The organism is Leifsonia sp. KNZ13-11D, from assembly GCF_056754895.1.
Window position 1 is genome coordinate 1,811,751 of sequence record NZ_JBPGWU010000001.1, and the last position, 13,556, is coordinate 1,825,306.

The following is a 13,556-nucleotide window of genomic DNA, read 5'->3' on the forward strand; positions in this document are numbered from 1 at the left end:
GGCGTGCGATAATCGTTGCAGCAGTCGTCCCGGCTCCGGCCGGGAACAGCGACAGAAGGCTTGCGGGCGCCTGGAGTGCCCGGGAAATGCCGGCCCTGGAGGCCGGCGCGAACAGTGAACCGGATGCAGACGGCGCCACGAGCCCGGCGGCATCCGAACAGGATTGAGGGAGGCGCCGCACGCGCCGCCTCCCGACGGAGAGTACCCGGCGAGCGGGGAACCGCCGACCGGTCGAGGAGTGCACCAGCGATGGTGGATAACGAGAATATCGACAACACGGACAACAACGAGACGGAGACAGGAGGACGGAAGCGCAAAGGGCTCTTCGGCACGCGACGCGTGGTGAGGAAGGCCTCGCCCGCGTTCGGTGACGAACCGCCCGCATCCGCTTCCGAGCCTGAGGCCTCCGAGACGGCGCAGGAGGCTACGGCACCGGCCGAGGCAGGAGCACCCGCCGCGCACGAGCCGCCCGCCCTCCCGGAGAAGCACGGAGAGGACGAGCCGCCGGTCGTCGCCGCAGCAGCGCCCGGCCTGCCGCCGACCACCCTGCTGTTCCAGGCGCCCGACATCCTGCCGCTCCCGCCGCTGCCCGACGCCGACGAGGAGCCGGCCGGCGGAGTGCGCCGCCGCTCGCGCCGCCGCGCGGGAGAGACCGGACGCGAGGGCGCGAACGACCCCGCGAACACGGTGGTCAAGGTGCGGACCCCGCGCGAGCCCGAGCTGATCACCGAGCCGCAGAAGGTCAAGGGCTCCACCCGCCTCGAGGCCAAGAAGCAGCGCCGCCGCGACGGCCGCGACGCCGGTCGACGCCGTCCGGTCATCACCGAGGCCGAGTTCCTGGCGCGCCGCGAGTCGGTCGACCGGCAGATGATCGTGCGCTCGAAGGGCGGCCGCATCCAGATCGGCGTCCTGGAGGACAAGGTGCTCGTCGAGCACTACGTCGCCCGCTCGCAGGAGGCGTCCCTCATCGGCAACGTGTACCTCGGTCGCGTGCAGAACGTCCTCCCCAGCATGGAGGCCGCGTTCGTCGACATCGGCCGCGGCCGCAACGCCGTGCTGTACTCCGGCGAGGTCGACTGGGATGCCGTCGAGACCGGCAACCAGCCGCGACGTATCGAGCTCGCGCTGAAGGGCGGCGACCGCGTCCTCGTGCAGGTCACCAAGGACCCGGTCGGCCACAAGGGCGCCCGCCTCACCAGCCAGATCTCGCTGCCGGGCCGCTACCTCGTGTACGTGCCCAACGGCTCCATGAACGGCATCAGCCGCAAGCTGCCGGACACCGAGCGGTCGAGGCTGAAGAAGATCCTCAAGGAGGTGCTCCCGGAGAGCGCCGGCGTGATCGTGCGCACGGCCGCCGAGGGCGCCACGGAGGAGCAGCTGACGCTCGACGTCAACCGCCTCACCGCGCAGTGGGCCGACATCAGCTCGCGCGTGGAGACGCAGCAGGCGCCCGCGCTCCTGCACAGCGAGCCGGACCTCCTGATCAAGATCATCCGCGACGTCTTCAACGAGGACTTCCAGAAGCTCGTCATCGCGGGCGACGACGCGCGTCAGACGATCGAGAACTACCTCCGTCAGGTCGCGCCGGACCTCCTCGACCGCGTCGAGGCCTACACCGGCGAGCGGGACGCGTTCGACGAGTTCCGCATCACGGAGCAGATCGAGAAGGCGCTCGAGCGCAAGGTGTGGCTGCCTTCGGGCGGTTCGCTCGTCATCGACCGCACCGAGGCGATGACGGTCGTGGACGTCAACACCGGCAAGTTCGTCGGCTCGGGCGGCAACCTCGAGGAGACCGTCACCAAGAACAACCTGGAGGCGGCCGAGGAGATCGTGCGCCAGCTGCGCCTGCGCGACATCGGCGGCATCATCGTCGTCGACTTCATCGACATGGTGCTGGAGTCGAACCGCGACCTCGTGCTCCGCCGCCTGGTCGAGTGCCTGAGCCGCGACCGGACGAAGCACCAGGTCGCCGAGGTCACCTCGCTCGGCCTCGTGCAGATGACCCGCAAGAAGCTGGGGCTCGGCCTGCTCGAGACGTTCAGCGAAGCGTGCGAGGTCTGCGCGGGACGCGGCGTCATCGTCCACCACGACCCGGTGGTCAAGCACCGCCAGCCGCAGCAGCAGCCGCAGAACGAGCGCCGTCGCGGCCGTGGAGCCACCGGCGGCGGCAACGGGGCAGCGAACGGCGTCCCCGTCGCGAACGGCCACACCGGCACCCACGCCATCACCGACGACGCCAAGAACGCGCTGGCGCAGATCGCCGCATCGACCATCCACCACCACGAGGACGGCACGAAGCCCGCGGAGGCCGGCGAGGTCTCCGAGGTCGCCATCGCCGAGGTGACGGTGACCGAGGTCACGGCCACCAAGAAGCGCCGCCGCAAGGGCAAGGGCGACCGGCAGCGTCCGGCCGCCGAGCAGGTCGGCGACGCCGCATCCGAGCAGTCGCAGCCGGCCGGGGCCGAGTGGGCCGCCGACGAGCGGACTGCTGACGAAGATGGGCTGGCCGCGGTCGAGGCCACCGAGCTGGACGTGGCGGAGATCGACGTCGAGACCGCCGAGGCCGGCGTTCCGCTGATCGAACTGCCGGAGCCGGCTCCGACCCACACGCCGGCCCGCCGTTCGCCCGAGGAGACCGAGCACCTGCTCGACTCCGTGCTGGATGCGCTGCCGCAGCCGAAGGAGCCGGGCCAGGGCCGCAGCCGCAGCCGTCGCGCCAGCACCGCGGTCATCGCGGGCGGCGAGAAGCTCCCCACGTCCGACTGACGTCAGGGTACGTCGCCGCCCGGGTCAGTGACCCGGGCGGTCGCGTGCGCGCACCCGCAGGCCGCTGGCGATGAGCCGCGCGACGAGCTCCTTGCCCGGCACGGGATGCGCCCCCGCCGCCACGAGCTCTGCGTAGCGCCGGTCGGGCACGTCGTAGTGGTCGAGATCGAACGCCCGGCGCTGGATGCCGTTGGCCTCCGCGAAGGCGTGCAGCTCGTCCAGTGATGCGTCGCTGACCAGATGCGACCACAACATGCCGTGCGCCGGCCATGCCGGGGGATCGATCAGGACCGTCATAGAATGATTGTAGGAACCGGTTCCACTGGCGGAGCCGTGCGGTCCCGACGGCCCTCTGCGGGCCGTTCGCCGCGGTGGTGCCGAATTGACGGCATCCTGGGCGTCGGGTAAAGTTGACCGTTGGTGTGTGTCGGGCGTGGCCCGCATCGCCATCATGGTTTTCTGAGAGCCGCCGGGTGTGAAAGCTCCCGGGCGGACTCGCCAGTGCCTTGCGATCAAGGCGAATTCCAGAAAAGTTGAAGAGCAGGACCAGATCCGCGGCTGCGCCGGGAGCTGTTCCCCGACGAAAAGGTACTGACAAGTGGTTTACGCAGTTGTGCGCGCCGGTGGCCGGCAGGAGAAGGTCGAGGTCGGCACCATCGTGACGATGGACCGCATCAAGGCCGACGAGAACGGCACGGTCGAGCTCGCACCGGTGCTGCTCGTCGACGGTGACAAGATCACCTCCGATGCCGCGTCGCTCGCGAAGGTCACCGTGACCGCAGAGGTCCTGGGCGACCTCCGTGGCCCGAAGATCGTCATCCAGAAGTTCAAGAACAAGACCGGTTACAAGAAGCGCCAGGGCCACCGTCAGGAGCTCACGCGCGTCAAGATCACCGGCATCAAGTAACCGACGGCCACGTAGCCCGACAGCCTCGAGGAGAAGACACCATGGCACACAAAAAGGGAGCGAGCTCCACTCGCAACGGCCGCGACTCCAACGCCCAGCGCCTCGGCGTGAAGCGCTTCGGCGGCCAGACCGTCAACGCGGGTGAAATCCTGGTCCGCCAGCGCGGCACCCACTTCCACCCCGGCGTGAACGTCGGCCGTGGCGGCGACGACACCCTCTTCGCCCTCGCCGCCGGTGCGGTCGAGTTCGGCACCAAGGGCGGCCGCAAGGTCGTCAACATCGTGGAAGCCTCGGCCTGAGCCTCACCACGAGCAACACCTTCCGGATGGGCGGGCTTCGGCCCGCCCATCCGCCGTTTGAGCAGTAATAGGAGAGCACCATGGCGACGTTCGTTGATCGCGTGACGTTGCATCTGCGCGCCGGAAACGGCGGCAACGGGTGCGTCTCGGTCCGGCGCGAGAAGTTCAAGCCGCTGGCCGGTCCCGACGGCGGGAACGGCGGCAACGGCGGCGACATCGTGCTGGTCGCCGACCCCCAGGTCACCACGCTGCTCGGCTATCACCGTCATCCGCACCGTTCCAGCGAGAACGGCGGCTTCGGGATGGGCGACCATCGCAGCGGCCACACGGGCGAAGACCTCGAGCTGGCCGTCCCGGTCGGCACGGTCGTCAAGGACGAGGCCGGCAACGAGCTGGCCGACCTCACCGAGCCGGGGATGCGCTTCGTCGCCGCCCCCGGCGGCGTCGGAGGCCTCGGCAACGCGGCCTTGGCCAACCCGAAGCGCAAGGCGCCGGGCTTCGCGCTGCTCGGCACTCCCGGGTGGGAGGGCGACATCCGGCTCGAGCTGAAGACGGTCGCCGACATCGCCCTGGTCGGCTACCCGTCCGCCGGCAAGTCGAGCCTCATCGCCGCGCTCTCTGCCGCGAAGCCCAAGATCGCGGACTATCCGTTCACCACACTCCACCCCAATCTCGGCGTCGTGCAGGCCGGCGACGTGCGCTACACCGTGGCCGACGTGCCCGGCCTCATCGAGGGCGCGAGCGAGGGTCGCGGCCTCGGGCTGGAGTTCCTCCGTCACGTCGAACGCTGCTCGGCGCTCCTGCACGTGCTCGACTGCGCCACGCTGGAGCCCGGCCGCGATCCGCTGAGCGACCTGGACGTCATCCTCGCCGAGCTCGCCGCGTACCCGGTCCCCGAGGGTCAGACGCCGCTCCTGGAGCGGCCGCAGCTGGTCGCGCTCAACAAGATCGACGTGCCGGATGCGCGTGAGCTGGCCGAATTCGTCCGTCCGGAGCTCGAGCAGCGCGGGTACCGCGTCTTCGAGATCTCCACGGTCAGCCACGAGGGCCTCCGCCCGCTCTCCTTCGCGCTCGGCGAGATCGTCGAGAAGGCGCGCGCCGAGCAGGCGGCGCTCGAGGAGGCGCGCCCGCGCATCGTCATGCGCCCGAAGGCCGTGGACGACTCCGGGTTCGTGGTCAAGGTCGAGGGCGGCACGGACGGACCGGTGTACCGCATCCTGGGCGCCAAGCCCGAGCGCTGGGTCGCGCAGACCGACTTCGCCAACGACGAGGCCGTCGGCTACCTCGCCGACCGCCTGGCCAAGCTGGGCGTGGAGGACGAGCTGGTCCGCGCCGGGGCCGTCGCCGGCTCGACCGTGGTCATCGGCCGGAACAACGGCGTCGTCTTCGACTGGGAGCCGACCCTCACCTCCACCGCCGAACTGATCACTGCGCCCCGAGGAACGGACACGCGGCTCGACACCAACCAGCGCCCGACCCGTGCGCAGCGTCGCGAGGACTACTTCGAGCGCATGGACGCCAAGGCCGAAGCCCGCGAAGAGCTCCAGCGCGACCGCGCCGCGGGCCTCTGGGCGGACGACAGCTACGACGAGAACGCGGTCCGCGAGGCGGACGCGAGCCCGGAAGACGCACGCGCAGACAGGGAGACCAGCGAGGGATGACGATCGACGACCGCAGCCAGATCCCCTCCGCCCGCCGGATCGTCGTCAAGGTGGGCTCCTCGTCCATCAGCGGCGAGAACGCGGGCCAGATCGCCCCGCTGGTCGACGCCCTCGCCGAGGCCCACGGCCGCGGCACGCAGGTGGTCCTGGTGTCGTCGGGCGCGATCGCCACGGGCATCCCGTACCTGTCGCTCACCGAGCGTCCCACCGACCTGCCGACGCAGCAGGCCGCGGCTGCCGTGGGCCAGAACGTCTTGATCTACCGGTACCAGGACAGCTTCGACCGCTACGACATCGTGGCGGGCCAGGTGCTCCTCACGGCCGGCGACATGGAGAATCCGACGCACCGCAGCAACGCCAAGCGGGCGATGGAGCGGCTGCTCGACCTCCGCATCCTGCCGATCGTCAACGAGAACGACACGGTCGCGACCCACGAGATCCGGTTCGGCGACAACGACCGGCTCGCCGCGCTGGTCGCGCTGCTCATCGACGCCGACCTGCTGGTGCTGCTGTCGGATGTCGACGCCCTGTACACGCGGCCGCCGCACGAGCCGGGCGCCGAGCGCATCGAGCACGTCGGCTGGGACGACGAGCTCGACGGTGTGGAGATCGGCTCGACCGGTCTCTCGGGCGTCGGCAGCGGGGGAGCGGTCACCAAGGTCTCCGCCGCCCGGCAGGCGGCCGAGCGCGGGACCGCCGTCGTGCTGACGGCGACCTCCCTGGTGTCCCGCGCGCTGCGGGGCGAGCGGGTGGGTACGTGGTTCGCGCCCGCGCCCGTCTCGTCGGCGCCGCTCGCGCCCGGCGCGGTCTCGTCCGACGTCGCCGCGTCCTAGAATCGACGCATGTCCTCGATCACCGATTCGGCGCCCGCCGCGACCCTGTCGCTGCGGGAGCGCCTCGAGGCCGCGAAGACGGCGTCCCGCTCTCTCGCGACGGCCAACACGGACCAGAAGAACCGTGCCCTCCGTGCCATCGCCGACGGCGTGCTCGCGGCGTCCGCCGACGTCCTCGCCGCCAACGAGCTCGACCTGGCCAACGGCCGTGAGAACGGTCTGACGACCGGCCTGCTCGATCGGCTGACGCTGAGCCCGGCGCGACTGCAGGGGCTGGCGGATGCGGTTCTCGAGATCGTGGGGCTCACCGATCCGGTCGGCCAGGCCGTCCGCGGCAGCGCGCTCCCCAACGGCATCCAGATCACGCAGGTGAGGGTCCCGTTCGGTGTCGTCGGCGTCATCTACGAGGCACGGCCGAACGTGACCATCGACATCGCGGCCCTCGCCGTCAAGAGCGGGAACGCGGCGGTCCTGCGCGGCGGGAGCGCCGCGATCGAGACCAACCGCGTGCTCGTCCGCGTCATCCAGCAGGCGCTGGAGTCGGCGGGGCTCCCCGCCGATGCGGTGCAGACCATCGACGACTTCGGCCGGGAGGGCGCCGCGGAGCTCATGACGGCCCGCGGCTACGTGGACGTGCTGATCCCGCGTGGCAGCGCCGAGCTCATCCAGGCGGTCGTCACGCAGTCCACGGTCCCGGTCATCGAGACGGGCGCCGGCGTGGTGCACGTAGTGCTCGACGAGTCCGCGCGGGAGGACTGGGCGGTCGACATCGTCCGGAACGCCAAGGTGCAGCGTCCCAGCGTCTGCAACGCGGTCGAGACGCTGCTGGTGCACCGCGCCGCCGCCGACCGGCTGCTGCCGCCCGTGCTGGGCGCCCTGCGCGACGCCGGGGTGGCCATCCACGCCGACGAGCGTGCGCTGCCGTTCGCGGCGGACGCCGTGCCGGTCACCGAGGAGGACTACGCGACGGAGCACATGAGCCTCGACATCTCGGTGAAGGTCGTGGACGACCTCGACGAGGCGATCGAGCACATCCGGCGCTACTCGACGCAGCACACCGAGTCCATCGTGACGAACGACCTGGCGAACGCCGAGCGGTTCCTGGCCGAGGTCGACTCGGCGGTCGTGATGGTGAACGCGTCCACCCGGTTCACCGACGGGGGCGAGTTCGGTTTCGGCGCCGAAGTCGGCATCTCGACCCAGAAGCTGCACGCACGCGGGCCGATGGGGCTCCCCGAGCTCACGAGCACGAAGTGGATCGTCCGCGGGTCCGGGCAGATCCGGGCGTAGGCGACCGCTAGACTCGACAGCGGGCCTCGCGGCCCGGAGAAAGGATTACGCACGATGTCATTTCTGACGACCGTCCTCGCCGAGGCGGAGACCCACGTCGAGCTGCCGATGCCCACCTGGGCGTTCGGGGCGATCGCCATCGCGCTGTTCATCGCTCTCGCCTTCGTCGCGTGGAGCTTCAAGGACGTCGCCAACCGGCACAGCCACCGGTCGGCCCCCGACGCGGCGGCCCACGCGGGCGCCCCGGGCGCCACGCACCACGGCACCGGCCACCCGACCCAGGGGCACTGAGCCACCCGGGCATGGAGCTGACGGAGACGGGCCGGCCGCGCATCGGCGTGATGGGCGGCACTTTCGACCCCATCCACCACGGCCACCTCGTCGCCGCCAGCGAAGTCGCGCAGTCCTTCGACCTGGACGAGGTGGTCTTCGTCCCGACGGGCCAGCCGTGGCAGAAGGGGCCGGTCACGGAGGCGGAGCACCGCTACCTGATGACGGTGATCGCGACGGCATCCAACCCGCGCTTCACCGTGAGCCGGGTGGACATCGACCGCGAGGGCCCCACGTACACGATCGACACGCTGCGCGACCTCCACCGCGAGCGTCCGGAGGCCGAGCTCTTCTTCATCACGGGCGCCGACGCGATCGCACAGATCCTCAGCTGGCGCGATGTGCGCGAGCTCTGGGAGCTCGCCCACTTCGTTGCTGTGAGTCGCCCGGGACACGACTTGAGTATTTCTGGATTGCCGGAGCAAGACGTAAGCTTGTTGGAAGTTCCGGCCCTGGCGATCTCGTCGACCGATTGCCGGAGCCGGGTGAGCAGGGGATTCCCGGTCTGGTACTTGGTGCCCGACGGGGTCGTTCAGTACATCTCCAAACACCATCTGTATCGGAGCGTGGCATGACATCGTGGCCTGAACAGCCGCCGACGGGCCAGCCGCAGGCGCAGACGCGGCGACAGGCGAGGGAGTTCGAGCGCTCTGCAGCGCGCCGCGCGGGAACCTCCGAGCCGACGCCCGGCGGCCAGATCCCCGAGATGACCACCACCGCACCACCCCGCGACGAGCAGCCCGCCGAGACCGGTGTCGATGAGGCCCGTGTAGACGAGGCCCGTGCCGATGAGGCCCGTGCGGATGAGGCCAGTGCCGATGAGGCCAGCGCCGACGACGCTCCCGCCACGGCGTCCGCCGAGGCCCCGGCCGCTGCGGACGAGCGTCCGGCCATCCCGGCCAGCGCCTTCGCCGAGCCCGGCGTCACGTCGCCCTCGCGCGACGCCTTCGACTTCTTCCGCCAGTCGCCCGATCCGTCGCAGCCGGAGCCGGTGACCCAGCCCATGGCGATCCTGCAGCCGGCGCAGCCGGTCCAGGCCCCGGCCGCTCCGGCCGCCGCCTCCCCGGCGACTCCGGCGGGCGAGCGGACGCTCACCCGGCGCGAGCTGCGCGCGATGCTTCAGGCCCAGGAGGCGAACGCCCAGGCCAACCACGCGCCGACGAACGGCGAGGCCGTCTTCCCCGTCTCCTTCACCTCCGACTCCGCAGGCGGTTCGTCGGAGGCCGCGGCCGAGACGACGGTCGAGGGCACCGCGACCGCGGCGACCTCGATCCCCGCCCCCGCCGGAACACCCTCGAGCGAGAAGTCGTCCTGGCCGTTCGCATCGTTCGCCCCGTCGGCCGCGTCGGCGGCGCCCACCGCGCCGGCCTCGTCGCGCTCCGCGCAGGACGAGCCGACGGTCACGCAGAGCCCGACCTCGCCGTTCGCCGCCTTCGGGGCCCCGGTCGCGGCGAAGCCCGCGTCCGAAGCGCCGGAGGAGCCCCCCGCCGTCGCCGCACCGCAGGAGGCCGCCGAGGACACGTCGACGCAGGAGCGCCGGCCGTTCACACCGCCGACCGGCCACTGGTCGACCGCCGCAGAGCTGGAAGACCAGAAGCAGCCGATCACGACGCGCAACGTCGCGCAGTCGACCGCGGCGACCACGACCAACGCGCTCATCCTGCCCGTCATCCCGCAGCCGGACACCAACGCACCGCTCACCAGCACGGGGGAGATCCTGGTGACGGGGTCCATCGACCTGCCCCGGGGCATGGGCGCGACCGGCGCTCATCCCGACCGCATCGACTCGTCCGACATCGACCGGCTGCTCGACGGCGAGGAGAACGAGTTCAACACGTCCGAGGTGCAGCCCGTCCGCGCCTCGCGCGCGATCAGCACGCACACGTCGACGCGCGGTGTCATCGCCCCGCCGAAGAAGCGCGGCAACGCCCTCCCCGTCATCCTCATGGTGACCGCGGGAGTGCTCGCCGTCGGTGTCATCGGGCTGCTCGTCGCGGCCTACGTCCTGAAGGTGTTCTGATCATCCGCGCTCTCGCAACCCTTTCCACCCTGACGCACCGAACGCGACCGGAGGACCGTCCGTGACCGCATCCCCGCACGCCCGCGAGATCCTGCAGGTGGCAGCAGCCGCCGCCGACTCGAAGGGCGGCCAGGATCTCGTCGCCCTCGACGTCTCCGGGCCGCTGCCGCTGACCGACGCCTTCCTGCTGGTCAGCGGGCGTGTCGAGCGGAACGTGCTGGCCATCGCGTCCGAGGTGGAGGACAAGCTCAACGAGGCCGGCGTCAAGACGCTGCGCCGCGAGGGCAAGGCCGAGGGCCGCTGGGTGCTTCTGGACTTCGGCGACCTGGTGGTCCACGTCTTCCACGAGGAGGACCGGATGTACTACGCGCTCGAACGCCTGTGGAAGGACTGCCCCGTGCTTCCGATCGAGCTCCCCGTCCACGAGACGGCGGAGTAGAGGACGCGCGGGAACTGGCGCAGCGAGCTGTTCGACCGACGCGAGCCCGGCTCAGTTTTTTCTGAAGGCCCCGATGTAGTAGGCTGGACGAGTTGTTCCGGCCGGTCCGAAAGGTCCGGACGAGCAGCGTCCGGGTCTGTGGCGCAGCTGGTAGCGCACCTGCATGGCATGCAGGGGGTCAGGGGTTCGAGTCCCCTCAGATCCACCGAAACCCCCGGTCAGAAGCTCTTCCGCTTCCGGCCGGGGGTTCTTTTCGTTTGGAGTCTGCGTTGTGCGGCCTCGGGGCGCTGCGTTAGCCTCCGACCGGGTGGATGCGGCCATGACCATGCAGAACGGATCCGAGTCCCGCGGCCCGCGCGCGATCGGCAGCGGCGGCTGACGGGCGATGGATGCGGACGAGCGGACGTGGATGCGCGACCTCGGCGCGCTCCTGGCCCTGCCGTCCCTGTGGGTCGACCACACGCCGCCCGAGATCGCGGACGGCCTGCTGAGCGTCGTCACCGGGATGCTGCGCCTGGAGGCGGCGTACGCGCGCTTCCACGGGTTCGACGGTGGGCCGGCCCTGGAGTCGTGGCGTCCCACCGGTGCCGAGCCGCCCGTGCGGCTCGTGCGCGCGGTCGACGGGTCGGGCGTGACTGCGGCGGCCGTCGACAGCGGCATCGAGACGGCGGCCGTCCGGGCGGGAGGCGGACCATCGGAGCCGCCGCTCCTCGCCCGGGTCACCACGCTGGCGCTCACGCTCCCATGGGGGACCGGGCTCATCGCCGTCTCTGCAGTGCGGCCCGGCTTCCCGACGGAGCGGGAGACCCACCTGCTCCGGGTGGCGGTCGGGCAGGCGGCGATCGCCCTGCACACCGCACGCCGGCTGGCGGGGGAGCAGCGTGCGCGACGGGAGGCGGAGCGAGCGCTCGAGCGCCAGAACCGGGTGCTGCGGTCGCTGGTGGAGGAGGTCGGTCCGGCGCTCGGCGCCGCCTCCCGACGCGTGGAGGAGGCCTCGCGTGAGGCGGCGCGCGAGGCGGCGCGCGAGGCGGTGCATCCGGCCGGCGCGCCGAACCTGACACGCCGCGAGCTGGAGGTGCTCGGCCTGCTCGCCCAGGGGCTCAGCAACAAGGAGATGGCCGCGGTCATGTGGCTGAGCGATCGGACGGTGGAGCGGCACATCACCGGGCTCTACCGCAAGATCGGCGTGGCCCGGCGCAGCGAGGCGACCGCGTACGCGCTGCGGCACGGGATCGCCTGAGGTCGGGGCCGGCGCCTCCGGCCGGGCGGATGTCACGCAGGGGGTGCGCCGCTACTCCCCGTGAGCGCGATCGCGCGTACAGTGCATGAGGCCCGCATGGCGGGTCGCCTGTGCCGCCCTCCCGAAAGGCCCGAATCCTGTGCCCACAGCCGTTGACGCTCGTCCGAGCCGCCTGTCCGACTGGAACCGGCGGTTCGTCGTCGAGGAACGGTACCTCCCCGCGGAGAACCGGCGACGCCTGTACGTGACGTCCGTCGTCCTGGCGGCCGTCGGTCTGACGGCGTTCGTGATCCTCGCGATCAACGTCATGACGCACACCGGCTTCGAACGGCTGGACGTGCCGGTCGAGCGCTGGTTCAACGCCCAGCGCTCCGCGGAGACGACCGGCTTCATGACCGTCCTGGCGATCATCTTCGGTCCCGTGGCCATGCCGTTCATCGTGGGGATCACCGTGGTCGTGTGGTCGGTGACGGCCCGGCACATCTGGCGCCCGCTCCTGCTGGGCGCCGGGATGCTGACCGGTGTCGTGCTGGCGCAGATCCTGGCGCCGCTGATCCGCCACCCCCGGCCGCCGCTGTCGCTCATGCTGATGCAGCCCGACCACACCTTCTCGTTCCCCTCCGGGCATGTGCTCGGGGCTTCCGACTTCTTCCTCCTCCTCGCCTTCCTGCTGGCCAGCCGCATGCAGAAACGCTGGTTCACCGTCGTCGCGTTCGTCGTCGCGGCGGCCCTGACCGTGCTGCAGGTCGCGAGCCGGCTGTACCTCGGCTACCACTGGATCAGCGACACGACGAGCTCTGTCGCCCTGTCGCTCGCGGTCGTGGGAGGCGTGATCGCCCTCGACACCCGGCGCACCGTGCGCGTCGAGGGCGAGAAGATCGAGGGCGAGCTCTCGCAGCCGCAGGTGGACGGAACATGAGCGGCGGCGGCTCGACGGGTGCGGATGCGGGCGAACGCGTCCGCGAGGTCGCCCGTGACGCGCGCGACAGCGCGATCTTCCACGCCCTCGCCCGGGTGGGCTTCGCCGCGAGCGGACTGGTGCAGGTGCTGCTCGGTGCGCTCGCGATACAGCTCGGGGTCAACCATTTCGCCGACGCCGACCAGTCCGGCGCGATGGAGCAGCTCGCGCAGCTGCCAGGGGGCGTCGTGCTTCTCTGGGTGAGCGTGATCGGCTTGTTCTCCCTCGCGGCGTGGCTGGTGATCGAGGCGACCGCGATGCGCGCCGGGAAGCCGTCGGTGCGCTGGGCCCGTCGGCTGCAGAATGTGGGCAAGGCGCTGGCCTACGCCGCACTGGCCCTGACAGCGCTGGGGGTCGCGCAGGGGCATCACGACGACGCCAGCTCGTCGACACGGGTGATGAGCGTGCACATCCTGGCACTGCCGGGGGGCGCCGCTCTGCTCGTGCTGGCGGGGCTGGGGATCGTCGGGATCGGCGGCTACCTGGTCGTCAAGGGTGTCCGCCGTCGCTTCCTGCGTGACATCGACCTCCCTGGCCTGGCGGGGATGGCGACGGTCGTCTCCGTCCTCGGCGTCGCCGGCTACATCGCGAAAGGCTTCGTGCTCGCGGTCGCCGGCGTGCTGTTCGTCGTCGCCGCGGTCACCGTCCACCCCGACGCGGCCTCGGGACTCTACGGCGCGTTCGCGTCGCTGCTGACGCTGCCGCTCGGGAACGTGCTGCTGATCGCCACCGGCGCCGGCCTGATCGCGTCCGGCGCGTACAACGCGCTGCGGGCGTGGATCGCGCGCTTCTGACGACGGGCGGGGACCCGTT

General features: G+C 71.2%; 14 protein-coding genes and 1 tRNA gene. 14 read left to right on the plus strand and 1 reads right to left on the minus strand.

What is annotated here, in order from left to right:
* The first annotated feature begins 249 nt into the window (after nucleotides 1–249).
* On the plus strand, nucleotides 250–2,766 hold the full coding sequence (locus tag ACR9Y5_RS09135; protein WP_481297669.1) for an Rne/Rng family ribonuclease: 2,517 nt from the start codon (nucleotides 250–252) through the stop codon (nucleotides 2,764–2,766).
* A 24-nt stretch (nucleotides 2,767–2,790) separates the two neighbouring features.
* On the opposite strand, the gene ACR9Y5_RS09140 is transcribed toward ACR9Y5_RS09135, so the two are convergent.
* Nucleotides 2,791–3,063: a DUF4031 domain-containing protein gene (locus tag ACR9Y5_RS09140; protein ID WP_481297670.1), complete on the minus strand. Its 273-nt coding sequence runs from the start codon at nucleotides 3,061–3,063 to the stop codon at nucleotides 2,791–2,793.
* Nucleotides 3,064–3,364: 301 nt separating this feature from the next.
* On the opposite strand from ACR9Y5_RS09140, the gene rplU reads away from it, so the two are divergent.
* From rplU to ACR9Y5_RS09205, 13 genes are all read left to right on the plus strand, one after another.
* Entirely contained in the window at nucleotides 3,365–3,673 is a 309-nt protein-coding gene (gene rplU, locus ACR9Y5_RS09145) for a 50S ribosomal protein L21 (protein WP_310129035.1), read from the plus strand.
* 41 nt (nucleotides 3,674–3,714) lie between these two features.
* Nucleotides 3,715–3,972, plus strand: coding sequence for a 50S ribosomal protein L27 (gene rpmA, locus ACR9Y5_RS09150; RefSeq protein ID WP_064108854.1), 258 nt, complete (start codon nucleotides 3,715–3,717; stop codon nucleotides 3,970–3,972).
* A gap of 80 nt (nucleotides 3,973–4,052) precedes the next feature.
* Complete coding sequence (gene obgE, locus ACR9Y5_RS09155; RefSeq protein WP_481297671.1) at nucleotides 4,053–5,633, plus strand: GTPase ObgE; 1,581 nt, start codon at nucleotides 4,053–4,055, stop codon at nucleotides 5,631–5,633.
* Complete coding sequence (gene proB, locus ACR9Y5_RS09160; protein WP_481297672.1) at nucleotides 5,630–6,466, plus strand: glutamate 5-kinase; 837 nt, start codon at nucleotides 5,630–5,632, stop codon at nucleotides 6,464–6,466. The genes obgE and proB overlap by 4 nt, the downstream gene beginning before the upstream one ends.
* Nucleotides 6,467–6,475: 9 nt before the next feature.
* Nucleotides 6,476–7,756, plus strand: a complete 1,281-nt coding sequence (locus ACR9Y5_RS09165) for a glutamate-5-semialdehyde dehydrogenase (RefSeq protein WP_481297673.1) — start codon at nucleotides 6,476–6,478, stop codon at nucleotides 7,754–7,756.
* 54 nt (nucleotides 7,757–7,810) lie between these two features.
* Nucleotides 7,811–8,047 carry a hypothetical protein gene (locus ACR9Y5_RS09170; protein ID WP_310129043.1) on the plus strand — a complete coding sequence of 79 codons (237 nt, stop codon included), beginning with the start codon at nucleotides 7,811–7,813 and terminating at the stop codon, nucleotides 8,045–8,047.
* An 11-nt stretch (nucleotides 8,048–8,058) separates the two neighbouring features.
* Entirely contained in the window at nucleotides 8,059–8,661 is a 603-nt protein-coding gene (gene nadD / locus ACR9Y5_RS09175) for a nicotinate-nucleotide adenylyltransferase (protein WP_481297674.1), read from the plus strand.
* Nucleotides 8,658–10,106: a hypothetical protein gene (locus tag ACR9Y5_RS09180; protein ID WP_481297675.1), complete on the plus strand. Its 1,449-nt coding sequence runs from the start codon at nucleotides 8,658–8,660 to the stop codon at nucleotides 10,104–10,106. Before nadD ends, ACR9Y5_RS09180 begins: the two co-directional genes overlap by 4 nt.
* Before the next feature lie 61 nt (nucleotides 10,107–10,167).
* Nucleotides 10,168–10,545 carry a ribosome silencing factor gene (rsfS, locus tag ACR9Y5_RS09185; RefSeq protein WP_310129048.1) on the plus strand — a complete coding sequence of 126 codons (378 nt, stop codon included), beginning with the start codon at nucleotides 10,168–10,170 and terminating at the stop codon, nucleotides 10,543–10,545.
* Nucleotides 10,546–10,677: 132 nt separating this feature from the next.
* Nucleotides 10,678–10,750, plus strand: a tRNA-Ala gene (locus tag ACR9Y5_RS09190).
* A gap of 180 nt (nucleotides 10,751–10,930) precedes the next feature.
* Entirely contained in the window at nucleotides 10,931–11,785 is an 855-nt protein-coding gene (locus ACR9Y5_RS09195; protein WP_481297676.1) for a helix-turn-helix transcriptional regulator, read from the plus strand.
* Nucleotides 11,786–11,924: 139 nt separating this feature from the next.
* Complete coding sequence (locus tag ACR9Y5_RS09200; RefSeq protein WP_481297677.1) at nucleotides 11,925–12,704, plus strand: phosphatase PAP2 family protein; 780 nt, start codon at nucleotides 11,925–11,927, stop codon at nucleotides 12,702–12,704.
* Nucleotides 12,701–13,537 carry a DUF1206 domain-containing protein gene (locus ACR9Y5_RS09205; protein ID WP_481297678.1) on the plus strand — a complete coding sequence of 279 codons (837 nt, stop codon included), beginning with the start codon at nucleotides 12,701–12,703 and terminating at the stop codon, nucleotides 13,535–13,537. Before ACR9Y5_RS09200 ends, ACR9Y5_RS09205 begins: the two co-directional genes overlap by 4 nt.
* Nucleotides 13,538–13,556: the final 19 nt, after the last annotated feature.